The sequence below is a fragment of the Sphingomonas sp. Y38-1Y genome, assembly GCF_032391395.1.
GTDB lineage: Bacteria > Pseudomonadota > Alphaproteobacteria > Sphingomonadales > Sphingomonadaceae > Sphingomonas.
In genome coordinates this window covers 1,952,397-1,973,949 of sequence record NZ_CP135916.1, presented here as the reverse complement: position 1 = coordinate 1,973,949, position 21,553 = coordinate 1,952,397, and the positions used below count along the sequence as shown (strand labels likewise).

Sequence of the window (21,553 nt, the reverse complement as noted above, 5' to 3'; positions counted from 1 at the left end):
GTCGCTATGATCGGGTCGCCGGTGTTGGTGATGGCGCCGGTTTTGGGGGGATGCGGATCGATGCCACAGGCCAGGCAGACCGACATGGCGATCGACCTTGGCGACGAGCAGGTGGTGCTCGAACGTATCGAGTCGGTCGAGGCCTTGAGCGAAGACTTCCTCATCGCCGCCGACATCATCTCGCCGCTCGAGATCGACTTGGGACCGCACCTCGGCAAGCCATGTCATCTGCGGGTTCGCGAGGATGACGAGCTCGTCCGCCATTTCGACGGGCTACTCGTCGCGGCGACTCACGAGCGCGAAGAAACGGACGGTCATCATTACCGCCTGACGTTGATGCCATGGACCTATTTCATCGACCAGAACCGACAGATGGCGATCTTTCAGGACAAGACCGCGATCGAGATCATCCGGGAGGTGCTGCTCCCTTATGAGGAACGGGTCGACTACACGGCGCTTTCCCGTCCGCGGGACAAACGCATCTACACCGTCCAGTATCGCGAGAGCGACTTCGCCTTTGTCCGCCGGCTGATGGAAGAAGAGGGCATCTACTTCTTCTATCGGCACCACGCGAGTGGTCACCGGCTGGTGCTGTGCGAAAGTCCGCAGGCCCATCGGCCGGGCAATCCGGAAGCGCTGACCTATAATCCGAACTCGGTGTCCGTCTTCAACGTCGATTCGGGCGTGCGTTTCGACGAGGATGGCGGTCACTTCCTGCAAAGCTGGTCGGAACGAGTGTCGACGGTCGCGACGAGCAGCGTGATCCTGCGCGATTTCGACTTCACCGAGCCCGGCCGGCCGCTCGATGCCGAGTTCGTGGCCGAGGGGAAGCATCCCTCCGACGAAAGCGAGCGGTTCGACTATCCCGGCCGCTACCAGCACGACTACCTCGATCACGCCAAGGCTAAGGGGTTCGGCCGCGACAAGGCCCAGGCGGCGCTGGAGGCGCTGCGCGCCGATCGCCGCGTGTTCACCGGGACGTCGCAGGCGACGGGCGTCTCGGTCGGCGACATCGTCAAGATCGCGCGCCATCCTGTCGGTCGCTTCAACGCGAGCTATCTCGTCACCCGCGCCGAACACAGCATCGCCGCCGAAAGCTATCGCTCGGGCCAGCGTGGCCAGGAGCAGCCGTACAATGTCCGGTTCGAGGCGATCCCCGCCGACACCCGCTTCCAGTCGCCGCGCGTCATGCCGCGCCCGCGCACGCACGGCCTCGAATCCGCGTTCGTCACTGGGCCGCAGGGCGAGGAAATCTACACCGACGAGTTCGGGCGCGTGAAGGTCCGCTTCCACTGGGATCGGGGCGAGGCGCAGCACGAGAAGACCAGCTGCTGGATCCGCGTGTCGCAGACGGGCGGCCTGGGCAACGTCATCCTGCCGCGCGTGGGGCACGAGGTGTTGGTCGACTTCCTCGACGGCGACCCCGATCGGCCGATCGTCGTCGGCCGCGTGTTCAACCGCCAGCACATGCCGCTCTACAAGCTGCCCGAGCACAAGACGCGCGCGCTTTGGCGAACGAAGCGCTATGGCGACACCGGCCGCTATCCCGATACCAAGGCGCTCGACACTGGCGAACCCGGCGCCAACGAGATCCGGTTCGAGGACAAGGGCGGACACGAAGAGATCTTCGTCCATGCCGAGCGCGACATGAACTCGCGTATCCGCTTCGACGAATCGATCCATGTCGGCCACAATCAGGAAGTGATGATCGGCTTCGATCGCACCGAATATGTCGGGCGGGACGAGGTGGTCCAGATCGGACGTCACCAGACCGACACGATCGCCAAGAACCGCAAGCAGTCCGTCGGTGTCGACGAGACGCTGGACGTCGGCAGCAATCAGACCGAGACCGTTGGTGCCAAGCGATCGACGAAGGTCGGCAGCTCCGACCAGTTGACGGTCGGCACGTCGCTCAAGGTCGATGCGGGCACGACGATCGCCGAACAGGCGCCGCAATCGATCACGCTGACGTCCGGCCCTTCCTCGATCAAGATCGATCCTTCGGGCATCACGATCAAGGGCCCGATCATCAAGATCGAGGCGACCGCGATCCTCGATGCCAAGGGCGCGATCACCAATGTCAGCGGCAGTGCGATGGTGACCGTCAAGGGCGGCATCATCATGATTAATTGACGGATCGCGAGCGAAGGATGCGGCCATGACCGGCTGGACGAGCGTAAAGCTGACACAGGCGCGCCAGGTGCAGGCGCTGATGGACCCGTCCGCCACCGATGCCTGGGCGGACGAGGCGGTCTCGACTGCCGACGCCTATGCCGCGCTGCGCGAGGCGGGCGAGCATGGCGACGCCGTCGACTTCATCGCCCATGCGCTACCGCGGCTGGAGGCGCTTGCCTGGGGCGCGCGCGTCCTCGACGAGGAAACACGGCGGGAGTCGATCCCGGTCCGTGATCGTCAGGCGCTCGATCACGTCCTGCGCTTCCTCGGCGATCCCAGCGATGCCGCGCGCCGTGGCTGTCAGGCGGCGGCAGAAGCAGCGGGCGAGCGCGCGCCCGAACGCCTGATCGCGCTCGCCGCCTTCTTCTCGGGTGGCAGCATCTCCCAACCCGAATTGCCGGCCGTGCTGGCGCCGCCGGAGACCACCGGACGCCTGGCGGGCACCGCCGTGCGGCTGGCCGCGCATCGAAGCGGCGGGCCCGAGCGCGTGATTGCGCGCGCGCTCGAACTTGCTGAGCGGGTCGCCGATCGCGGGTTGGCGGGGCTTGCCACCGAATGACGCTGACGCTGTTGATCCGCAATCAGGCGCGACTAGACAACGGCATGCCGACCGAGTTCGTGCTGCACCGGCGCGGCGCGGTGATCGGCCGGTCGCCGACCTGCGACTGGAGCCTGCCCGACGCGCGCAACTATATCTCGTCGCGGCACTGCGAGATCAACTTCGACAATGGCAGCTACACGCTGACCGACGTGTCGACCAACGGCACCTACCTCAACGGCGCGCAGGAGCGGATGGTCGCGCAGCGCGTGCTCCGCCCCGGCGACGTCATCCAGATCGGCCAATACGAGGTCGTCGTCAGCCTAAGCGACGAGGCCACCGCCTCGATCGAGCGCGGCGACGCGGCGAGCGCTGCCAGGCGGGACGGCGATTGGGGCGGGTGGGAAGCGAGCGCCGGCGTCGCCCCGCCGCCCCCGCCACCGCCCGAGGCGACGCCGTCGGGCTGGGCATCGCCGCCCGTGCCCGGCAGCGGCTGGGACTCGGCACCCGCCAGCGGCTGGGGCGTCCCCGCCGCGTCGCCGGCGCCGCCCCCCTCGGAGGGTTGGGGCGCACCACCGGCAGCGGCGCCGCCGTCCGGTGATGGCTGGGCACCGCCGCCGGCTGCGGAGCGCTGGGCGTCGCCCACGCCCGCCCCAGCCGCGCCGATGACCGGTCAGGCAGGCTGGTCGCCGTCGATGCGCGCGCCCGATCCGCCGGCCGCATCGGTCTGGTCGCCGCCCCCGCCGCCCGCCGAGCCCGCTTCCGCCTGGTCGAGCGCCGCACCCGACCGACCGCGCGATCCCGCGCCCGACGACGTGTGGGGCAAGATCGCCGAGGGCAACGTCGTCGACTGGGCACGCGGCGGCTTCGGCCAGCCGATCGCCGCGCCGCCGCCCCTCCCCGCCACCGCCGCCGAAGCCAACTGGAGCGACGCCCCCGGCGCCGCCGCCTGGGCCGCCGCGCGGCCGCCGGTGGAGCCGCGCCAACCGACGCTGCCGCCCGGCGCAGCGATGCCGGCGGCGGCCGCCACACCCCCCGCAAACGCAGCGAGCGACGTCGCCGCGCTTGCCCGCGGCGCCGGCCTGCCCCCCGACAAGCTCGCCGCCGACCCCGCGCTCGTCGAGCGCGCGGGCGCGCTGATGCGCCGCTTGGTCGCCGGGCTGGTGCTGATGGTCGAGGCTCGCGCCCGCGCCAAGTCTCAGATGGGCGCCGACGCCACCGGCTTCGAATTCGACGGCAACAACCCGATCAAGTTCGCCCGCACGCCGGAGGAAGCGGTGGCGAGCCTCCTCAACCCGCCCCAGCGCGGCTTCATGCCCGCCGAGCGCGCGATCGAGGACGCGTTCCTAGACCTGCAATCGCACCAGATGGCGACGCTGAAGGCGATGCAGGGCGCGCTCAAGTCGACGCTCGACCGCTTCTCCCCCAACGCCATCAAGGGGCGCGCCGAGGCCAAGGGGCTGCTTCAGCGCATCCTGCCCGGTGGCCGCGATGCCGCGCTCTGGGCGGCGTATGAGCGTGAATTCGGCGGCGTGGCGCAGGGGTCGGACGAAGCCTTCATGGAAGTCTTCGCGCGTGAGTTCCGAAAGGCTTACGAGGAGCAATCGCGCCAGGCCAAGGCGCGACGTTGATCCAAAGGTATCGCTGACGCAACAAACCGCGCGCTGCCGCATTCATCCGCCAGGGGGAACGCGAGGAGAGATGTCGATGCGTGCGATCAAACTGGCGCTGGCGAGCGCCGCCCTGGGCGGCGTGGCCCTGACCGCGGGTTGTAGCGATTACGGCCTGGGCGGCCCGCGCTATGCGGATGGCGGCGGCTATGGTGCCTATGACTGGGATCGTCCGGATCCCTCGTACGGCGGCTATTATGCCGATCGCTATTATCGCGACGATGCGCGTTATCGTCCGCGCCGCTTGTCGCGCAACGACCGCGTCTATGCGGGCCAGGACGGGCGCTACTATTGCCGCCGCAGCGACGGCACCACGGGCCTGATTGTCGGCGGTCTGGCCGGCGGCGTGCTCGGCACGGCGCTGCGTCCCGGCGGCTCAGGCCTACTCGGTGCCCTGCTCGGCGGTGCGGCGGGCGCTGCGGCAGGCGAGGCGATCGACCGCAACAACGTCGAGTGCCGCTGACCTGACACGAAAAAGGGCGCCGATCGCAAGACCGGCGCCCTCTTTCGTTCGTCAGCCAAGAATTACGCGGCCTGCGGCAGCGCCTTCTTCGCCTGAGCGACGATCGCGGAGAAGGCTTCGCCCTCGTGCATCGCGATGTCGGCCAGCACCTTCCGATCGAGTTCGATGCCCGCCAGCTTCAGGCCGTGCATGAACTGCGAATAGGTCAGACCCTCGGCGCGGACACCGGCGTTGATACGCTGGATCCAGAGGCCGCGGAACGTCCGCTTCTTAACCTTGCGGTCGCGATACGCGTACTGGCCGGCCTTCTCGACCGCCTGACGCGCGATACGGATCGTGTTCTTGCGACGGCCATAATAGCCCTTCGCCTGTTCCAGGATCCGCTTGTGCTTCGCCCGCGTCGTAACGCCGCGCTTCACTCGTGCCATGTCTCAGCCCTCTCTTACTTCAGGCCGTACGGCGCCCAGAGGCGCACGTGACCGGCATCCGCATCCGACAGCACGCTGGTGCCACGATTCTGGCGAATATACTTCGCGTTGTGGCTGATCAGGCGGTGGCGCTTGCCGGCGACGCCGTGCTTCACCTTGCCCGTCGCGGTGAATTTGAAGCGCTTCTTCACACCGCTCTTGGTCTTCATCTTGGGCATTTTCGTCTCCTTTGTCGACGATCCGGAACTGCCATGGCAGCCCACACTGGCCAGGCCGTTCGTCTATCCGATCGTGGAAGCGGCGGCGGTTAGCGTCCGCCGCGGGTTTTGGCAAGCCTCAGAGATGTTCGTGGTCGTGATCGTCCTCGACGCCGCGGATGGCCTCCAGCACCTCGTCGGTGCGCGCCGCATCGCCGATCGCCAGGACATGGCCCTCGCTCGCCGCGGTCAGCGGGTCGCCGTTCCAGTCGCACATCCGCCCGCCGGCCCCTTCGACCACCGGCACCAGCGCCGCGAAGTCGTAGAGCTTGAGCCCGGATTCGGCGACGATATCCAGATGCCCGCTCGCCAGCAGGCCGTAATTGTAGCAGTCACCGCCATAGACCGGTCCCTGCCGCGGCGACCCCTTGGACACGGCGCGGACCAGCGACATGAAGTGCGGCACGTCCCCCTCGGCGAACAGATGCGGGCTGGTGGTCGCCACGATCGCGCCCTCCAGCGACGGGCATGGCCGCGTACGCGCCGGCTTGCCGTTGAACAGCGTGTCGCGCCCGGCGACGCCGATCCACCGCTCGCGCTGCACCGGCTGGTCGATGATGCCCAGCACCGGCCAGCCATCCTCGACCAGCGCGATCAGCGTGCCGAAGATCGCGCGCCCGACGGTGAAGCTGCGCGTCCCGTCGATCGGGTCGAGGATCCACTGGCGACCGGTAACGCTGGCCTTCTCGCCATATTCCTCGCCGACGATCCCGTCGCCCGAGCGTTCGGCGTCGAGCAGCCGCCGCATCGCCGCTTCGGCTTCCTTGTCGGCGAGGGTGACGGGTGACTGGTCACCCTTCGTCTCGAGCCCGAACTCACCGCGGAAATAAGGACGGATCACCGAGCCCGCCGCATCGGCGAGACGGTGGGCGAGATCGATATCGGCTTGGCTGACGGGCATGTTGTCGACCTAGTGGCTGTCGCAATCCGCACAACCCCGTTCGTCCTGGGGAGCCGCTGAGCGCAGTCGAAGCGGCGTATCGAAGGATCGCCACCGATGCTTCGATACGCGTCTTCGCCAAGCTCAGTCGCTACTCAGCACGAACGGAGCAGGCTCAACCGTTCACCACCGTCCCGCCGTTCGGATGCAGCACCTGCCCCGACATGTAGCTCGCATCGTCGCAAGCCAGGAACAGGAACGACGGCGCCACCTCGTTCGGCTGCCCCGCACGCCCGATCGGCGTCCCCTCGCCAAAGCTCTTGAGCTTCTCTTTCGTGGCGCCGCCCGACGGATTGAGTGGCGTCCAGATCGGGCCCGGCGCGACGGCATTCACGCGGATGCCCTTGCCGATCAAATTCTCCGACAGGCTGCGCGTGAACGCGGTGATCGCCCCCTTGGTCGACGAATAGTCGAGCAGTTCCTTCTCGCCCTGATACATCGTCACCGACGTACAATTCACGATCGCGGCGCCTTCCTTCAGGTGCGGCATCGCCGCCTGCACCATGAAGAACATGCCGAAGATGTTGGTCTGGAACGTGCGGCGAAGCTGATCCTCGGTGATGTCGGTGATGTCCGGGTCGGGGTGCTGCTCGCCGGCATTGTTGACGACGATGTCGAGGCGGCCGAACTCGCCGACGACCTGGCTGACCGCCGCCTCGCAGAACGCCTTGTCGCCGACGTCGCCCGCGATCGTCAGCGCGCGCCGGCCCTCGCCGCGCACGATCTCCGCGGTCTTCTCCGCATCGTCATGCTCGCACAGGTACAGCACGGCGACGTCCGCACCCTCACGCGCGTAGAGTGCCGCGACCGCGCGGCCGATGCCGCTGTCGGCGCCGGTGACGATCGCCACCTTGCCTTCCAGCCGGCCGGAGCCCGGATAGCGCGGCTGCCACTCGGGCTTGGGCTCCAGCTCGGACTCGTGGCCGGGCAGGCCATCCTCGTGGATCATGTCGATCAGATCGCTCATCGCCGCACTCCTTGATTGTCAGGGACTTGCGGCGATGAACCGACCACGCGAGCGGCCGTTCCTTGCTCAAACCTTTTCGAGCAGTCGCTCCCGCGCGATCTTCTCGCGCCAGACCAGCGGCGCGAGCTGGTGGACGTTGTTGCCTTCGGCATCGACCGCGACGGTCACGGGGAAGTCCTTCACTTCGAACTCGTAGATCGCCTCCATGCCCAGGTCCTCGAACCCGACGACCTTCGATCCCTTGATCGCGCGCGCGACGAGATAGGCCGCGCCGCCGACCGCCATCAGATAGGCCGACTTGGCATCGCGGATCGCATCGGTGGCGGCGGGGCCGCGCTCGGCCTTGCCCACCATCGCGAGGAGGCCCTGGTCGAGCATCATGCGCGTGAACTTGTCCATCCGCGTCGCGGTGGTCGGACCCGCCGGACCGACGACCTCCTCGCCGACCGGATCGACCGGCCCGACATAATAGATCACGCGGCCCTTGAACTCGACCGGCAGTTCCTGCCCGGCATCGAGCATGTCCTTGATCCGCTTGTGCGCGGCATCGCGGCCGGTCAGCATCTTACCGTTGAGGAGCAGCCGGTCGCCTTGCTTCCAACCCTGGACATCGGCGGGCGTCAGCGTGTCGAGGTCGACGCGGATCGCCGCGGCGTCGGGCTTCCAGTCGACCTTGGGCCAGGCTTCGAGGTCGGGCGCCTCCAGATAGGCGGGCCCCGACCCGTCGAGCGTGAAGTGCGCGTGGCGCGTCGCGGCGCAATTGGGGATCATCGCCACCGGCTTGCCCGCGGCGTGGCACGGCGCATCCATGATCTTGACGTCGAGGATGGTGGAGAGCCCGCCCAGCCCCTGCGCACCGATGCCGAGCGCGTTGACGCGATCGAAGATCTCGATCCGCAGCGCCTCGATATCGTTCTGCGGTCCGCGCAGCTTCAACTGCGCCATGTCGATCGGCTCCATCAGCGCCTTCTTGGCGAGCAGCACGCAATGCTCGGCCGTACCGCCGATGCCGATGCCCAGCATCCCCGGCGGGCACCAGCCCGCGCCCATCTGCGGCAGCATCTCCACCACCCAGTCGACGATCGAGTCGGAGGGGTTCATCATCTTGAACTTGGACTTGTTCTCGCTGCCGCCGCCCTTTGCCGCGACATCGACGGATACCTTCGAACCCGGCACCATCGTCACGTTGAGGACGCAGGGCGTGTTGTCCTTGGTGTTCCGCCGGGTGAAAGCCGGGTCGGCGAGCACCGACGCACGCAGCTTGTTTTCCGGATGGAGGTAGGCGCGCCGTACGCCTTCGTCGACGACGTCCTGGAGCGACCGGCTCGTATCATCCAGGCGGCAGTCCATGCCCCATTCGACGAAGACGTTGACGATGCCGGTGTCCTGACAGATCGGCCGGTGCCCCTCGGCACACATGCGGCTGTTGGTCAGGATCTGTGCGATCGCGTCCTTGGCCGCCGGGCCTTGCTCCGCCTCATAGGCATCGCCCAGCGCGCGGATGTAATCCATCGGATGAAAATAGCTGATGAACTGGAGCGCGTCGGCGACGCTGTCGATCAGGTCTGCGGTGCGGATAGTGACGGTCATGCGACGGTCCATATTCGGCCAATCCGACGCTCGCAACGTTTCCGAAACCCTCGCGAGTGCAAGCAGCGGAAGTGACGGGCAGGCTTGAAATAATCGGATCATTCGGGCGCATGCGCGACCGGCTTCGCGCGAGCGAGGCCCCGCCGGTCATCGCCGACTCCCATGACGGGATCACCGGAAGGCTGGTGCGCGAGGCGGAGGAGCACAGCGCCGGCTGGTTCTGGGAAACCGACCGTCACGGCCAGGTCAGCTATCTCTCCGAAAAGGTGTCGCGCGCGCTGGGTTGCCAGACGGGCGACTGCGCGTTCATCGACCTGTTCCGCCTGTCGGGCGACGGCAATGGCGATACCGAGCGGACGCTCGCCTTCCACTTCTCCTCCCGCACGTCCTTCTCCGACTATTCGCTCGAATCCGGCGAGGGATCGGCGCTCCGCCACTGGACCGTGTCCGGACGTCCGCGCTTCGATACGTTCGGACAGTTCGAGGGGTTCACGGGGACCGGCAGCGACCTCACCGAAAAGCGCCGCGCCGAGGCAGAGATCACCCGCCTCGCGCTGTTCGACGGCCTGACGGGCCTCGCCAATCGTCAGCGGATGCGGCTGTCGCTCGACCAGACACTGGCGCAGTCGCGGCGCGGGTGGCGCGGGGTAGCGCTGCTTCTCCTCGATCTCGACCGGTTCAAGGCGGTCAACGACACGCTCGGCCACCAGGTCGGCGACGCGCTCCTCAAGCAGGTCGCACAGCGGCTTCAGCGGTGTACCGGCGAAAGCGAGCTGGTCGGTCGGCTGGGCGGCGACGAGTTCCAGCTCATCGTCCCCGACGCGCCCGCCCCCGATGCGCTGTCCGAACTGGCCCGCACGATCATCGCCGCGCTGTCCCAGCCCTATTTCCTCGCCGGATCGTCAGTCACGATCGGATGCTCGATCGGAATCGCCGTCGCGCCCGAGAATGGCAGCGACTCCGAGACGCTCATCCGCAGCGCCGACCTCGCCCTCTATGCCGCCAAGGCCGACGGCCGTGGCACACACCGCTTTTACCATGAGGACATGCTGGAGGGCGCCCGCCACCGAAAGGCGCTGGAGGATGATCTGCGCGGCGCTCTCGCTCGCGGCGAGTTCCACGTCGTCTATCAGCCCGTCGTCCAGACCAGCGACGCGCGCGTGGTCGGCTTCGAGGCACTGGTCCGCTGGGAGCATCCCGTACGCGGCGCCGTCTCGCCCGGCGAGTTCATCCCGGTGGCCGAGGAAAGCGGCCTGATCGAGCCGATCGGCGAATGGGTGCTCCGCACCGCCGCCGCCGATGCCGCGCGCTGGCCGGGCGAGTGCCGCGTCGCCGTCAACGTCAGCCCGATCCAGTTCGCCAACGTCCAGCTTCCCGCGATCGTCGCCTCGGCCCTTGCCAGCAGCGGACTGCCCGCGTCGCGGCTTGAGCTCGAGATCACCGAGAGCGTGTTTCTCAACGAGAGCGCCTCGTCCGACGCGATGTTCGCGGCGCTCAAGCGGCTGGGCGTGCGGCTGGCGCTCGACGATTTCGGCACCGGCTATTCCTCGCTCGGTTATCTGCGCAAGGCGCCGTTCGACAAGATCAAGATCGACCAGAGCTTCGTCCGCGGCGCGGCCGTCAAGGGCAACCGCAATGCCGCGATCATCCAGGCGATCGTGACGCTGGCGACCACGCTCGGCATGGAGACCACCGCCGAGGGGGTCGAGGTGCAGGACGAGATCGCCCTGATCGCCGGTCTCGGCTGCAGCCATATCCAGGGCTATGTCTATGGGCGGCCGATGCCGTTCGAGGATGCATCGCTGCTCGCCGGCAACGGCATCGCCACGCCCGAGGGCGTGCAGGTCAGCCGCGCGCCGCGCCTGCGCACGTTGCGCTGGGCAAGGCTGATCGCCGGGGGCCGCGCGGGCGAGGTGCGCATCCGAAACGTGTCGCCGACCGGCGCGATGGTCGACGGGATCGATTTCCCGGCAACCATGGTCGGATCGACGGTCCAGATCGAGCTGGTCGAGGGCGACCTGATGACCGCGGAGCTTCGCTGGGCGCAGAACGGCCAGGCGGGTCTGCGCTTCGATGCCGAATTCAATCTCGAACGGCTTCAATCGAGCGCGCCGGCGCGGGGGCGCCGCGCCGGCTGATCGATCGGATCAGGCGTCGTGCTGGCGTCCGGTCTCGCCCGCCTGCTCGACGTCGCGCTGCGACCCCGGTGCCGAGGTCGAGGGCGGATCGGATGCGTCCATCGAGTCTTCCGACCCGATATCAACCGCGTCACCGTCCTGCGAAATGTCGCCGTCGCCGCCTGCCGTGGCCGTGTCGGCATCCGCCGTCGGATCGGGCGGCGCGACCGAGAGGCTGTCGATGCCGTCTTCGCTGATGCCGTTGTTGGGATCTGCCATGTCGCTCTCCTTCTTCGCAATCAACGAGCGCTCCCGCCTCCCTGTTCCCCAACGAAAAAGGGCCCGGCGGTCGCCCGCCAGGCCCTTCGTTCGTCAGTTTGATTTTGATCAGTCGCGGCTGCCCATGAACGACAGCAGGAACTGGAACATGTTGACGAAGTCGAGGTAGAGCGACAGCGCGCCCATCACCACGGCCTTGCCCATCATGTCCGTGCCCGCGACATAGTCGTACATGCTCTTGATGCGCTGCGTGTCATAGGCCGTGAGGCCCGCGAACAGCAGCACACCGATCGCGCTGATGACCATGTTCATCACCGGCGACTGGAAGAACAGGTTGAGCAGCGACGCCACGATCAGACCGACAAGGCCCATGATGAGGAATGTGCCCAGCCCCGACAGGTCGCGCTTCGTCGTGTAGCCGTAGAGGCTCAGCGACAGGAACGCGACGGCGGTCGCGAAGAAGGTGATCGCGATCGACGGGCCGGTGTAGACGAGGAAGATCGCCGACATCGACAGGCCCATCACCGCCGCGAACGCCCAGAACAGCGCCTGCGTCGCGAACGTCGACAGGCGGTTGAGGCCGAAGCTCAGCACCATCACGAACGCCAGCGGCGCCAGCGCGATGACCCAGCGCAGCGGCGTTCCGAACACCGCCGCGGCCGCGCCCGACGCTGCGAACAGCAGCGCGACCACGCCCGTCAGCAGAACGCCCGACGCCATGTAGTTGTAGACCGAGAGCATGTAGGACCGCAGCCCCGCGTCATACGCCTCGCCGCGCGAACCTGCGCGCGTGGCGTAGGGAGCGGCTGAGGCGGCCCGGGGATCCGACCAGTTTGCCATCTTGAACTCCTTTGCCCGGCTCATGCCGGATACTCGCGAATATCGTGGGACGGGCGCGCGCTTTCAAGCGAAACCGGTGCTCGGCCCTTCAACAGACATGTTTCGTTACAAGAAAAACGTGCCTGATTGCGCATGCCGCGGCAAGCGCGCATGGCCCGGGCATGCACCGCCTGTTCGTCGGCCTCCGCCCGCCCCCGGCCATTCGCGAGCAGTTGCTCGCGGCGATGGGCGGCGTGCCCGGCGCGCGCTGGCAGACTGACGAGCAGCTTCACATCACGCTCCGCTTCATCGGCGAGGTCGACCGGCGCATGGCGGAAGACGCGGCGCTCGCGCTCGCCAGCGTCCATGCACCGGTGCCGACGCTCCGGATCGAGGGTGTCGGTCAGTTCGATCACCGTGGCCGCACCAACGCGCTCTGGGCCGCCGTGCGCCCATACGATCCGCTGGCGGCACTCCATCGCAAGGTCGATCAGGCGCTGGTCCGCGCCGGTCTGGAGCCCGAGCGGCGCGCCTACCTGCCGCACATCACCGTCGCACGTATGGGCGGCAGCGCTGGGCCGGCCGATCGCTGGCTTGCCGATCACGCGGGGCTGACCAGCGAGCCCTTCACCCTCAGCCACTTCATGCTGTTCGAAAGCCATCTCGGCCAGGGCGGCGCGAGCTATGAGGCGGTCGAGCGCTATCCGCTGACCGGCTGACGCGACGGCACGATCCAGAGGAACAACGGGCGGCCCCGCGAGCGCGAGCGCCGGACGGGCGGCCAGCCGCGCGTCGCATGGTAATGGCTGACGATCCGCGCGCCGGGCGGCAGCTCGGCCAGCAACTTGGGCATCAGCCGGCGATTGATGCCGGGCTGGAGGAACAGCGTCACCACCGTCGCGCTCGACAGGTCGGCCTTGAAGATGTCGCCTTCCTCGAACGTCACCCGATCGCCGAGCCCGGCGCGGGCGGCATTGTCGCGCGCCACCGCGACCAGCCGCGGGTCGAGCTCAATCCCCCTGCCCCGTGCGCCGAACTGGCGCGCCGCGGCGTTCGGGATGCGGCCGTCGCCCGAACCCAGGTCGACGACGGTGTCGCCCGCCTTCACCTCGGCGAGCGTCAGCATCGCGGTGACGACCTCGTCAGGGCTCGGCTCGTAGTAGATGTCGGGATGGCGCGCCGGCCGCGCGTCGGGATCGGCGCCCGCCGGCAAGGGCGGGATCGGCGTCGCACAGGCCGCGGTGAGCAGGGCTAGGGCGAAAGCGGCGACAAAGCGGGGCATCGGTGGTTCTTCCTCCTTGCCGTGCCGCGCCGTCAGGGCAGCTTGGCGACCAGCAGCTTGTCGATCTTGCGCCCATCCATGTCGACGATTTCGAAGCGCCAGCCCTGCTCGGCGAAATGCTCGCCCTCGGTCGGCAGATGCTTGAGCACTGCCAGCGCAAGGCCCGCGACCGTCGCATAATCGCGATCCTCGGGCAGCTCGATCCCGATCCATTCGGCCAGCGCATCGGCCGGCATCTGCCCCGACACCAGCAGCGAGCCGTCGTCGCGAACGACCACGCGTTCGTCGGACGTGTCGTCGCGCCCGCGTGCATCGCCCGCGATCGCGGCGAGCAGGTTGGCGGGCGTCACGATCCCCTCGAAATGGCCGTATTCGTCGTGGACGAAGCCCATCGGCACCTCGGCCCCGCGCAGCAGCGTCAGCGCATCCATCGCGTCGACCTGGTCGGGAAGCACCGGCGCCTGCTTGGTGAGCGCACGAAGGTCGATGACCCGGCCCTCGATCAATGCGGCGACGACGTCCCGCGCCTGGACGACGCCCACCACGCTGTCGATCGTCGCCTCCGCGACCGGCAGACGGGTATGCCGCGTTGAGCGAAGCGCGTCCCGCAGCGCCTCGTCCGGCATCGACAGATCGAGCCAGTCGACATCGGTGCGCGGGGTCATGATCTCGCGGACAGGTCGGTCGGCAAGGCGAACGACGCCCGAAATGATCGAGCGCTCGTGCTCCTCGATCACGCCCGATTTCGCCGCTTCGGTGGCGATCAGGTGAAGCTCTTCGGCCGTCACGCGATTCTCCGCCTCGCGGCTGAGGCCGAGCAGCTTGAAGACCAGGCCCGTCGTCGAATCGAGCAGCCACACGAACGGCGCGCAGATGGTGGCAAGGCCGCGCATCGGGATCGCGATCCAGGACGAGATCGTCTCAGGCGAACGCAGCGCGAATTGCTTGGGCACCAGCTCGCCGACGATCAGCGACAGGAAGGTGGTGATGCCGATCACCAGCGCGAAGCCGGCGGTGTCGGCGACATGTGCGGGCACGCCGATCAGTTGGAGCCGCGCGGCCGTCGGCCCGCCCAGGCTCGCACCCGAATAGGCGCCGGTCAGGATGCCGATCAGCGTGATGCCGATCTGTACCGTCGACAGGAACTTGCCCGGATCCTCGGAAAGCTTGAGCGCCGCGGTCGCGCCAGGATTGCGGCCCCGCGCCATCGCCTCCAGCCGCGCACGACGGGCGGAAACGAGCGCCAGCTCGCTCATCGCGAACACGCCGTTCAGTGCGAACAGCACCACGATGATGACGACATCGATCCAGGGAAAGGGGGGAAGCGGGTCCATCGGATGCTGTCTTAGCCAATAGCCGTTCGCGCGGGCGGCACAACTGTCAAAGTGTTGCTGGGCTTCACCGCCCGTTCAGTGCGCAGGCGGAACAACGGGCGCGTGCGGCGGTTGCCGCTGCATCCACGAAACTCAGCAAGGAGGAATCATGCGTCTCGCACAGCGGCTCGGCGTCGTCGCCGTCATCGCCTCGCTCGGCGTCACCAGCGCCTGCGTCACCGACCCCGAAACGGGCGAGCGCCGCATCTCGAAGGCAGCGATCGGCGGCCTGGGCGGCGCCTTCGGCGGCTATCTGCTGGGCGACATCGTCGGCGGGCGCCGCGACCGGACCGAGAAGATCGTCGGCGCAGGCATCGGCGCGCTCGCGGGCGCGGGCGTCGGCGCGTACATGGACCGTCAGGAGCGCGAGCTTCGCGAGCGGACGGCCGGCACAGGCGTAGAGGTCGTCCGCCGCGGCGACGAGCTGGTACTCGACATGCCGTCGGGGATCACCTTCGGCTTCGACAGCAGCGCGGTGAAGCCCGAGTTCCGCTCGACGCTGGACCGTGTCGCCGACACCCTCCGCCGCTATGAACAAACCTATGTCGACGTCTATGGCCATACCGATTCGGTGGGCTCGGATTCGTACAACCAGGCGCTGTCGGAGCGCCGCGCTGGCGCCGTCGCCGAGTATCTGACCAGCCGCGGCGTCCAGTCGGCGCGTCTCGCCACCCGCGGCTTCGGCAAGACCGAACCGATCGCGTCCAACGAAACCGAGGAAGGTCGCGCGCAGAATCGCCGGGTCGAGATCAAGCTCGTCCCGATCGCCGAGGACGACATGGGCTGACGGAGCGGGGCGGGTTCAGGCCCGCCCCCTACTATCTCTTGTTCCCCGGCGAAGGCCGGGGCCCAGTTGGGAAGACCCTCGCAATGAAGCGAGGCGCCTATCGCGGGCGTCTCCCAACTGGACCCCGGCCTTCGCCGGGGAACCATGAGGGCAAGTGCGTAGGCGTTAGCCACGCGGCCCCCACAGGATCACCGCCGCGCCCACCAGACACAGCCCCAGCCCAATCATGTCCCACCGATCCGGCCGCACGCCCTCGACCGCCCACAACCAGGCAAGCGCCGCGCCGATATAGATGCCGCCATAGGCCGCGTAGCCGCGTCCGGCATGATCCGCCTCGCTCAGCGTCAACAGCCAGGCGAACAGGCAGAGCGAGGCGACGCCCGGCACCAGCCACCACGTCGCCCGCCCCGCCCGCGCCCACGCCCAGAAGGCGAAGCACCCGCCGATCTCCGCGAGCGCCGCAGCCCCGTAGACGGCAAGCGTCGGCACGCCGATCAGGCGTCCTTGAACGCACGCGGATCGCGGCAGAAGATCTTTGTGCCCCTGATCTCGACCTCCGCGCGTTCGCCCGGCTGCGCCGCCATGTCGATCTCGCCCTTTCGCGTGCCCATCTTCAACCGCACCGGCCCTTCGAAGCGGCAGCGGACGCCGGCCTTCGTCGTTGCGCACGCCTTGTCGACGAGCGCCGTCGCCTCGGCATAGGTCGTGGTCTCGCTGATTGGGCGAATGGAGATCGAGGTCGCAGCGATGCCGCCGACCAGTGCCATGCCGAGAGTCGCGGTGTCACGCCGCCACTCGCCTGTCGCGTTGCCCTGCCGCCCGCGCTCGACCGCGATCATATCGATCGTCGGCGCCATCCGCTCGCAGAAGGTTGGCGATGGCGGGCCCTGCACCATCGCCAGCGCAGCCGCGCCCACCAACACCTTGACGAGCATCATCTTCCCCCGATTGCGAACCCGCAGCGGCGCTTAGCCGAGCGCTGCCGCCGCCTCAATGATCGGCACGAACTTCTCGGCGGTCAGGCTGGCGCCGCCGACCAGCGCTCCGTCGACATGCGGCGCGGCCAGGATCGTGCCCGCATTCGCGCCCGTGACGGAGCCGCCATAGAGGATGCGGATGCCGTCGGCCGCGTCGCCGACCATCTGGCGCATCTTCGCCCGCGCGATCGCGTGGATGGCGGCGATCTCCTCGACCGTCGGCGTGCGTCCGGTCCCGATCGCCCAGCGCGGCTCATAGGCCAGCGTGAACCAGTCGCCGCTCGCATCCTCGGGCACCGACTTCTCGATCTGCGCCTGGACGACGCGCTCGGCGCGGCCGGCGTCGCGCTCCGCCTCGGTCTCGCCGCAGCACAGGATCACCGACAGGCCGTGGCGGCGCGCTGCGGCGGCCTTGGCCCAGGCGTCGTGGCTGGTCTCATTCTGGTCGGCGCGGCGCTCGCTATGGCCGACGATCACCGTCGTCGCGCCCGCCTCGCGCAGCATCGGCGCGGAGATGCAGCCAGTATGCGCGCCCGAATCGCGCTCGTGCACGTCCTGTGCCCCGATCGCGAGCGCGCCGGCATGCTCGGCCGCCAGCGCCAGCAGCGTCGTCGGCACACACAGCGCCACGTCGACGCCGGGGTTCGCGGCCGCCGCGCCGGCGATCGCCTCGATCTCGCCCACCGCGCCCTTCAGCCCGTGCATCTTCCAGTTTCCGGCGACCAGCTTGCGACGCGTCATTCCAACCCCTGCCCGTTTCTGCATTCGTATGCACCCGATGGCAGCACCCGCGCCGCCGCACAACCTTGTCGCGGCCCGCGCCGCCGCTTAAAGCGCGCCATTCTTTTCACGGGTTGCGAACGGAACGCGATGCTCAATTTCTTCCGCCGGGTGGTCAAGTCGCGGTTCGGCGTCCTGTTCACGCTGGCCGCGCTGGCGATCATCGCGATCAGCTTCGGCGTCGCCGACATCAATGGCCTGAATCAGGGCGGCGCGACCCGCGGCGGCTCGGTGATCGAGGTCGCGCGCGACACCGTCAGCGAGAACGACCTGCGCCAGCGCACTCGCCTCGCGCTCGACGCCGTCCGCCAACAGCAGGAAGGCCTCGACATGGCCGGCTTCCTTGCCGCGGGCGGGTTCGAGAGCGTGGTTGCGCGCGTCGAGAACGGCCTCGTCCTGGAACAGTTCGCGGAGCGTAGCGGCATGGTCGCGTCCAAGGCACTGGTCGACGGCCAGATCGCCAGCATCCCCGCGTTCCAGGGCTTCGACGGCAAGTTCAGCCAGACCAATTTCGAGCGCGCGCTCGCGCAGCGCCAGATCACGCCCGTGCAGCTTCGCAGCGACATCGCGCGTGAGACCTATGCGCAGTGGCTGCTCGCCCCGACGATCGGCGCGGCGCAGGTCGGCAATCAGATGGCACAGCCCTATGCCAACCTGCTGCTCGAGCGGCGTGCGGGTCAGATCGGCCTGATCCCAGCGCGCGTCGATGCCGCGGCGAACCCGACCGATCAGCAGCTTTCCGCCTTCTACGGCGACAATCGTCAGCGCTACCTCGTCCCCGAGCGGCGCGTGGTTCGCTATGCCGTGGTGACGCCGGAGGCCTATGCCGGCCGCGTCCAGGTGAGCGATGCCGAGCTTCAGGCGGCGTACAAGGCGGCGGGCGACAAATACGGGCCCTCCGCCACGCGCACGCTGGAGCAGGTGATCGTCGCCGACCAGGCGCTCGCCGCGAAGATCGCCGGGCAGGTCAAGGGCGGCACCTCGGTCGCCGACGCTGCCCGTGCCGCCGGTCTCGAGGCGACGACGATCCGCGACGTCAAGCAGTCGGGCTTCGCGACGCAGAGCGCCGCCGACGTCGCGCAGGCGGCATTTGCCGCGCCGCAGGGCGGCGTGGTCGGCCCGGTCCGTTCGCCGCTCGGCTTCCACATCATCAAGGTGGCGAGCATCAGCCAGTCGGCGGGCCGCCCTTTCGCCGCGGTGCGTGAGGAACTCACCGCCGAGGTGCGCAAGAAGAAGGAAGCCGAGGCGCTGGTCGCGGTGCAGGAGAAGCTCGACAACGGCATCGGCGACGGCGCCACGTTCGAGGAGCTGATCGCCGACCAGAAGCTCCAGGCGCAGACGACGCCCGCGCTCACCGCGCAGGCGCTCAATCCCGACGCGCCGCAACAGCAGCCCGATCCGCGCGTCGCCACCGTCATGCAGGCGGGCTTCGCCGCGCAGGACGGCGACGCGCCGACGATCGTGCCGCTGGGCCAGGACGGCGGCTTTGCGATCGTCGCGCTCGGCCGGATCGTCCCCTCGGCCGCCCGCCCGCTCCAGTCGATCCGCGCAACCGTGGTCGAGGATTGGCGCCGTCAACAGGCCAAGCTGGCCGCGCGCCGCGTCGCCGATGCCGTCGTCGCCAATGTCGGTCGCGGCACCGCGCTCCAGCAGGCGCTGGGCGCCGCGGGGGCCACCGGCGCGCCGCCGGTCCAGACGGTCGACGTCTCGCGCGCCGAGCTCGCCGCGCGCCGCATCCAGCTGCCGCCGCCGGTTGCGCTGATGTTCAACATGAAGCGGGGCACCGCCAAGGTGCTGGAGGCGCCCAACAATGGCGGCTGGTTCGTCGTGACGGTCACCGGCATCACGCCCGGCGATGCCAGCAAAAACCCGGGCGCGGTCCAGTCGACGCGCGCCGGCCTCGGCTCGGTCGTCGGCCGCGAATATGCCGAGCAGTTCTCGAACGCCGCCAAGAAGCTGATCGGCACCAAGCGCAACGCCGCCGCCCTCGCCAAGCTCAAGGCCGACCTCGCCGGCCAGGGCGCGGCCGCCGAGTGATCGAGGGAGTAGACGCCGCCCGCACTGCGCTCGCCGCCGGGCGGCCGGCGCTCCTCTGGCAGCGCCAGCTCGCCGATACCGAGACGCCGGTCGCCGCCGCGCTCAAACTGATCGAGCCCGGCCGCGGCGACTTCCTCCTTGAGTCGGTGGAGGGCGGCGCCGTGCGCGGGCGGCACAGCCTCATCGGGCTCGCCCCCGACCTCGTCTTCCGCGCGACCGGCGCCGCGGCCGAGGTCAATCGTGCCTGGTTGACGAACCGCGACGTATTCGAACCCTGTGCCGAGGACAGCCTCGCGGCGCTACGCTCGCTGGTCGAGGCTTGCCGCGCCGACGTGCCGGCCGCGCTGCCCCGTGCGCTCGCCTGTCTCGTTGGCTATTTCGGTTATGAGACGATCGGGCTGGTCGAGAATCTGCCCGCGCCCAAGGACCGCGCGCTCGACGTCCCCGACATGCTGTTCGTACGGCCGAGCGTGCTGCTCGTCTTCGACCGGCTCGCCGACGCGCTGTTCATCGTCGCCCCCGCCTGGCCCGAGCACGGCCCTGCCGCCGTCGATCGCGCGTGCGAGGCGATCGAGGCGACCGCCGCTCGCCTCGCGAGCGCCCCCCTGCCCGCGCCCGTCCGGGTCGAGGCAGAAGCGCCCGCGCTCCAGCCCGTGCTCGCCCCCGGCCGCTATGGCGAGATGGTGGCCGCGGCGAAGGAATATATCGCCGCGGGCGACATCTTTCAGGTGGTGCTCGCCCAGCGCTTCACCGCCCCCTTCCCGCTGCCGCCGATCGAGCTCTATCGCGCACTCCGACGCATCAATCCGTCGCCCTTCCTCTACCATCTCGACCTGCCGGGCTTCTCGCTGACGGGATCCAGCCCGGAGATCCTGGTCCGCGTGCGTGATGGCGAGGTCACGATCCGGCCGATCGCCGGCACCCGTCCCCGCGGGGCGACGCCGGAGGCGGACGCGGCCAACCGGGACAGTCTGCTCGCCGACCCGAAGGAGCGCGCGGAGCACCTGATGCTCCTCGACCTCGGCCGCAACGACGTCGGCCGCGTGGCGACCGCGGGCAGCGTGCGCGTGACCGACAGCTACACCGTCGAATTCTACAGCCACGTCATGCACATCGTCTCGAACGTCGTCGGCGCGCTCCGCCCCGATCGCGACGCGATCGACGCGCTGTTCGCGGGCTTTCCTGCCGGCACGGTCAGCGGCGCGCCCAAGGTCCGCGCCTGCCAGATCATCGCCGAGCTCGAGCCGGAAGCGCGCGGCGCCTATGCCGGCGGTGTCGGCTATTTCTCGCCCGACGGATCGATGGATTCGTGCATCGTGCTGCGCACCGGCATCGTCAAGGACGGGGTCATGCACGTCCAGGCGGGCGCCGGCATCGTCGCCGACAGCGACCCAGCCTATGAACAGCGTGAGTGCGAGGCAAAGGCCGGCGCGCTGCTCGCCGCCGCGAGAGAGGCGATCGCGCGCGCCGGCGAGGCCGGGTTCGGCCAGTAATCCACCGTCATCCCGGACTTGATCCGGGATCCCGCTTCTTCCTTTTCCAACGGCAGACAAGGTAGCGGGACCCCGAATCAAGTCCGGGGTGACGATAATTCCTCACGGCACCCGTGCCGCTTCGCTCCGCTGCTCTCGCTTCCACGCGTACCATTGATCGATCAGCTGCTGGTTGCATCCGGTCTGCCCGCCGGTGCCCACCACCGAACAGCTGTTGGGCATGCCCGGCCGGTTGACGTCCATCAGCGTCTGCGCACGATTGGTCCAGCTCTGGTTGCCGGCAACCACGGGCACCTCCCGAAACTCCTTCGGGATGCGATACTGCTCATCCGGGTCGAGGCGGCCGCACACGACGATCTCGTCGCCCTGTGCCACCGGGCATTTTTCGCCGTCGCGGAGCATCAGGTTACGGATGCGCTGCGGCGTGCCGCGCGACGCGGTCTGCTCACGCGCTTGAGGCTGCGCCTGCGGCTCCTGCGCCTGTCCCGGCACGGCCAGCAGCATCAGCGGCAGGAGGACGAAGCGGCGCATGGGCATTTCTCCGGCAGTTCGCCTCTCCATTCGACCGCCAAGCTTGCGCG

At 68.7% G+C, this 21,553-nt stretch carries 22 protein-coding genes; 9 read left to right on the top strand and 13 right to left on the bottom strand.

Annotation, left to right across the window (positions count from 1 at the left end; translation table 11 throughout):
• Positions 1-60 precede the first annotated feature (60 nt).
• From RS883_RS09470 to RS883_RS09455, 4 genes are all read left to right on the top strand, one after another.
• Entirely contained in the window at positions 61-2,133 is a 2,073-nt protein-coding gene (locus RS883_RS09470) for a type VI secretion system Vgr family protein (protein ID WP_315759959.1), read from the top strand.
• A 25-nt stretch (positions 2,134-2,158) separates the two neighbouring features.
• Positions 2,159-2,734, top strand: a complete 576-nt coding sequence (locus RS883_RS09465) for a DUF6931 family protein (RefSeq protein WP_315759958.1) — start codon at positions 2,159-2,161, stop codon at positions 2,732-2,734.
• The gene (tagH, locus tag RS883_RS09460) at positions 2,731-4,344 is read left to right on the top strand and encodes a type VI secretion system-associated FHA domain protein TagH (RefSeq protein ID WP_315759957.1); all 1,614 of its coding nucleotides are present in this window, start codon (positions 2,731-2,733) and stop codon (positions 4,342-4,344) included. Before RS883_RS09465 ends, tagH begins: the two co-directional genes overlap by 4 nt.
• A gap of 76 nt (positions 4,345-4,420) precedes the next feature.
• Positions 4,421-4,846, top strand: coding sequence for a hypothetical protein (locus RS883_RS09455; protein WP_315759956.1), 426 nt, complete (start codon positions 4,421-4,423; stop codon positions 4,844-4,846).
• Positions 4,847-4,908: 62 nt separating this feature from the next.
• On the opposite strand, the gene rplT is transcribed toward RS883_RS09455, so the two are convergent.
• The 5 genes from rplT to RS883_RS09430 all read right to left on the bottom strand — a co-directional run bounded on the left by rplT (position 4,909) and on the right by RS883_RS09430 (position 9,028).
• Positions 4,909-5,274 (bottom strand): 50S ribosomal protein L20, encoded by a 366-nt coding sequence (gene rplT / locus RS883_RS09450; protein ID WP_315759955.1) that lies wholly within the window; start codon positions 5,272-5,274, stop codon positions 4,909-4,911.
• A 14-nt stretch (positions 5,275-5,288) separates the two neighbouring features.
• Positions 5,289-5,492 (bottom strand): 50S ribosomal protein L35, encoded by a 204-nt coding sequence (gene rpmI / locus RS883_RS09445; protein ID WP_066699836.1) that lies wholly within the window; start codon positions 5,490-5,492, stop codon positions 5,289-5,291.
• Between the two features lie 118 nt (positions 5,493-5,610).
• On the bottom strand, positions 5,611-6,432 hold the full coding sequence (locus RS883_RS09440) for an inositol monophosphatase family protein (RefSeq protein WP_315759954.1): 822 nt from the start codon (positions 6,430-6,432) through the stop codon (positions 5,611-5,613).
• A gap of 154 nt (positions 6,433-6,586) precedes the next feature.
• Positions 6,587-7,438 (bottom strand): glucose 1-dehydrogenase, encoded by an 852-nt coding sequence (locus tag RS883_RS09435; RefSeq protein WP_315759953.1) that lies wholly within the window; start codon positions 7,436-7,438, stop codon positions 6,587-6,589.
• 66 nt (positions 7,439-7,504) lie between these two features.
• Positions 7,505-9,028 carry a fumarate hydratase gene (locus RS883_RS09430; RefSeq protein WP_315759952.1) on the bottom strand — a complete coding sequence of 508 codons (1,524 nt, stop codon included), beginning with the start codon at positions 9,026-9,028 and terminating at the stop codon, positions 7,505-7,507.
• Positions 9,029-9,138: 110 nt separating this feature from the next.
• Here RS883_RS09430 and RS883_RS09425 point away from each other — a divergent pair, with 110 nt between their 5' ends.
• On the top strand, positions 9,139-11,166 hold the full coding sequence (locus tag RS883_RS09425) for a putative bifunctional diguanylate cyclase/phosphodiesterase (protein ID WP_315759951.1): 2,028 nt from the start codon (positions 9,139-9,141) through the stop codon (positions 11,164-11,166).
• 9 nt (positions 11,167-11,175) lie between these two features.
• On the opposite strand, the gene RS883_RS09420 is transcribed toward RS883_RS09425, so the two are convergent.
• The gene (locus RS883_RS09420) at positions 11,176-11,424 is read right to left on the bottom strand and encodes a hypothetical protein (RefSeq protein ID WP_315759950.1); all 249 of its coding nucleotides are present in this window, start codon (positions 11,422-11,424) and stop codon (positions 11,176-11,178) included.
• 108 nt (positions 11,425-11,532) lie between these two features.
• On the bottom strand, positions 11,533-12,264 hold the full coding sequence (locus tag RS883_RS09415) for a Bax inhibitor-1/YccA family protein (RefSeq protein WP_315759949.1): 732 nt from the start codon (positions 12,262-12,264) through the stop codon (positions 11,533-11,535).
• 161 nt (positions 12,265-12,425) lie between these two features.
• On the opposite strand from RS883_RS09415, the gene thpR reads away from it, so the two are divergent.
• Complete coding sequence (gene thpR, locus RS883_RS09410; RefSeq protein WP_315759948.1) at positions 12,426-12,962, top strand: RNA 2',3'-cyclic phosphodiesterase; 537 nt, start codon at positions 12,426-12,428, stop codon at positions 12,960-12,962.
• Here the strand turns inward: thpR and RS883_RS09405 are convergent.
• Both RS883_RS09405 and RS883_RS09400 read right to left on the bottom strand, forming a co-directional pair.
• Entirely contained in the window at positions 12,944-13,525 is a 582-nt protein-coding gene (locus RS883_RS09405; protein WP_315759947.1) for an SAM-dependent methyltransferase, read from the bottom strand. The two genes, thpR and RS883_RS09405, sit on opposite strands and share 19 nt — an antisense overlap.
• Positions 13,526-13,557: 32 nt before the next feature.
• A complete protein-coding gene (locus RS883_RS09400) occupies positions 13,558-14,859 on the bottom strand; it encodes a hemolysin family protein (protein ID WP_315759946.1) in 1,302 nt (433 codons plus the stop codon).
• Positions 14,860-15,007: 148 nt separating this feature from the next.
• Between RS883_RS09400 and RS883_RS09395 the strand changes: the two genes are divergently transcribed.
• Complete coding sequence (locus RS883_RS09395; protein ID WP_315759945.1) at positions 15,008-15,685, top strand: OmpA family protein; 678 nt, start codon at positions 15,008-15,010, stop codon at positions 15,683-15,685.
• 165 nt (positions 15,686-15,850) lie between these two features.
• On the opposite strand, the gene RS883_RS09390 is transcribed toward RS883_RS09395, so the two are convergent.
• Genes RS883_RS09390 through tpiA form a run of 3 tightly spaced genes read right to left on the bottom strand, consistent with a single transcriptional unit; the run spans position 15,851 to position 17,403 of the window.
• Complete coding sequence (locus tag RS883_RS09390) at positions 15,851-16,174, bottom strand: YnfA family protein (protein WP_315759944.1); 324 nt, start codon at positions 16,172-16,174, stop codon at positions 15,851-15,853.
• 5 nt (positions 16,175-16,179) lie between these two features.
• On the bottom strand, positions 16,180-16,620 hold the full coding sequence (locus tag RS883_RS09385) for a hypothetical protein (RefSeq protein ID WP_315759943.1): 441 nt from the start codon (positions 16,618-16,620) through the stop codon (positions 16,180-16,182).
• 33 nt (positions 16,621-16,653) lie between these two features.
• Complete coding sequence (gene tpiA, locus RS883_RS09380) at positions 16,654-17,403, bottom strand: triose-phosphate isomerase (protein ID WP_315759942.1); 750 nt, start codon at positions 17,401-17,403, stop codon at positions 16,654-16,656.
• A gap of 129 nt (positions 17,404-17,532) precedes the next feature.
• Here tpiA and RS883_RS09375 point away from each other — a divergent pair, with 129 nt between their 5' ends.
• Positions 17,533-19,479 (top strand): peptidylprolyl isomerase, encoded by a 1,947-nt coding sequence (locus RS883_RS09375; protein WP_315759941.1) that lies wholly within the window; start codon positions 17,533-17,535, stop codon positions 19,477-19,479.
• Positions 19,476-20,972: an anthranilate synthase component I family protein gene (locus tag RS883_RS09370; protein ID WP_315759940.1), complete on the top strand. Its 1,497-nt coding sequence runs from the start codon at positions 19,476-19,478 to the stop codon at positions 20,970-20,972. The genes RS883_RS09375 and RS883_RS09370 overlap by 4 nt, the downstream gene beginning before the upstream one ends.
• A gap of 102 nt (positions 20,973-21,074) precedes the next feature.
• Here the strand turns inward: RS883_RS09370 and RS883_RS09365 are convergent, their stop codons facing one another.
• On the bottom strand, positions 21,075-21,503 hold the full coding sequence (locus RS883_RS09365) for a hypothetical protein (protein WP_315759939.1): 429 nt from the start codon (positions 21,501-21,503) through the stop codon (positions 21,075-21,077).
• Positions 21,504-21,553 lie beyond the last annotated feature (50 nt).

Bases quoted from the DNA above. Each gene is read 5' to 3' on its own strand.
- RS883_RS09470 (WP_315759959.1), top strand. From the start codon at position 61: ATGCCACAGGCCAGGCAGACCGACATGGCGATCGACCTTGGCGACGAG.
- RS883_RS09465 (WP_315759958.1), top strand. From the start codon at position 2,159: ATGACCGGCTGGACGAGCGTAAAGCTGACACAGGCGCGCCAGGTGCAG.
- tagH (WP_315759957.1), top strand. From the start codon at position 2,731: ATGACGCTGACGCTGTTGATCCGCAATCAGGCGCGACTAGACAACGGC.
- RS883_RS09455 (WP_315759956.1), top strand. From the start codon at position 4,421: ATGCGTGCGATCAAACTGGCGCTGGCGAGCGCCGCCCTGGGCGGCGTG.
- rplT (WP_315759955.1), bottom strand. From the start codon at position 5,274: ATGGCACGAGTGAAGCGCGGCGTTACGACGCGGGCGAAGCACAAGCGG.
- rpmI (WP_066699836.1), bottom strand. From the start codon at position 5,492: ATGCCCAAGATGAAGACCAAGAGCGGTGTGAAGAAGCGCTTCAAATTC.
- RS883_RS09440 (WP_315759954.1), bottom strand. From the start codon at position 6,432: ATGCCCGTCAGCCAAGCCGATATCGATCTCGCCCACCGTCTCGCCGAT.
- RS883_RS09435 (WP_315759953.1), bottom strand. From the start codon at position 7,438: ATGAGCGATCTGATCGACATGATCCACGAGGATGGCCTGCCCGGCCAC.
- RS883_RS09430 (WP_315759952.1), bottom strand. From the start codon at position 9,028: ATGACCGTCACTATCCGCACCGCAGACCTGATCGACAGCGTCGCCGAC.
- RS883_RS09425 (WP_315759951.1), top strand. From the start codon at position 9,139: ATGCGCGACCGGCTTCGCGCGAGCGAGGCCCCGCCGGTCATCGCCGAC.
- RS883_RS09420 (WP_315759950.1), bottom strand. From the start codon at position 11,424: ATGGCAGATCCCAACAACGGCATCAGCGAAGACGGCATCGACAGCCTC.
- RS883_RS09415 (WP_315759949.1), bottom strand. From the start codon at position 12,264: ATGGCAAACTGGTCGGATCCCCGGGCCGCCTCAGCCGCTCCCTACGCC.
- thpR (WP_315759948.1), top strand. From the start codon at position 12,426: ATGCACCGCCTGTTCGTCGGCCTCCGCCCGCCCCCGGCCATTCGCGAG.
- RS883_RS09405 (WP_315759947.1), bottom strand. From the start codon at position 13,525: ATGCCCCGCTTTGTCGCCGCTTTCGCCCTAGCCCTGCTCACCGCGGCC.
- RS883_RS09400 (WP_315759946.1), bottom strand. From the start codon at position 14,859: ATGGACCCGCTTCCCCCCTTTCCCTGGATCGATGTCGTCATCATCGTG.
- RS883_RS09395 (WP_315759945.1), top strand. From the start codon at position 15,008: ATGCGTCTCGCACAGCGGCTCGGCGTCGTCGCCGTCATCGCCTCGCTC.
- RS883_RS09385 (WP_315759943.1), bottom strand. From the start codon at position 16,620: ATGCTCGTCAAGGTGTTGGTGGGCGCGGCTGCGCTGGCGATGGTGCAG.
- tpiA (WP_315759942.1), bottom strand. From the start codon at position 17,403: ATGACGCGTCGCAAGCTGGTCGCCGGAAACTGGAAGATGCACGGGCTG.
- RS883_RS09375 (WP_315759941.1), top strand. From the start codon at position 17,533: ATGCTCAATTTCTTCCGCCGGGTGGTCAAGTCGCGGTTCGGCGTCCTG.
- RS883_RS09365 (WP_315759939.1), bottom strand. From the start codon at position 21,503: ATGCGCCGCTTCGTCCTCCTGCCGCTGATGCTGCTGGCCGTGCCGGGA.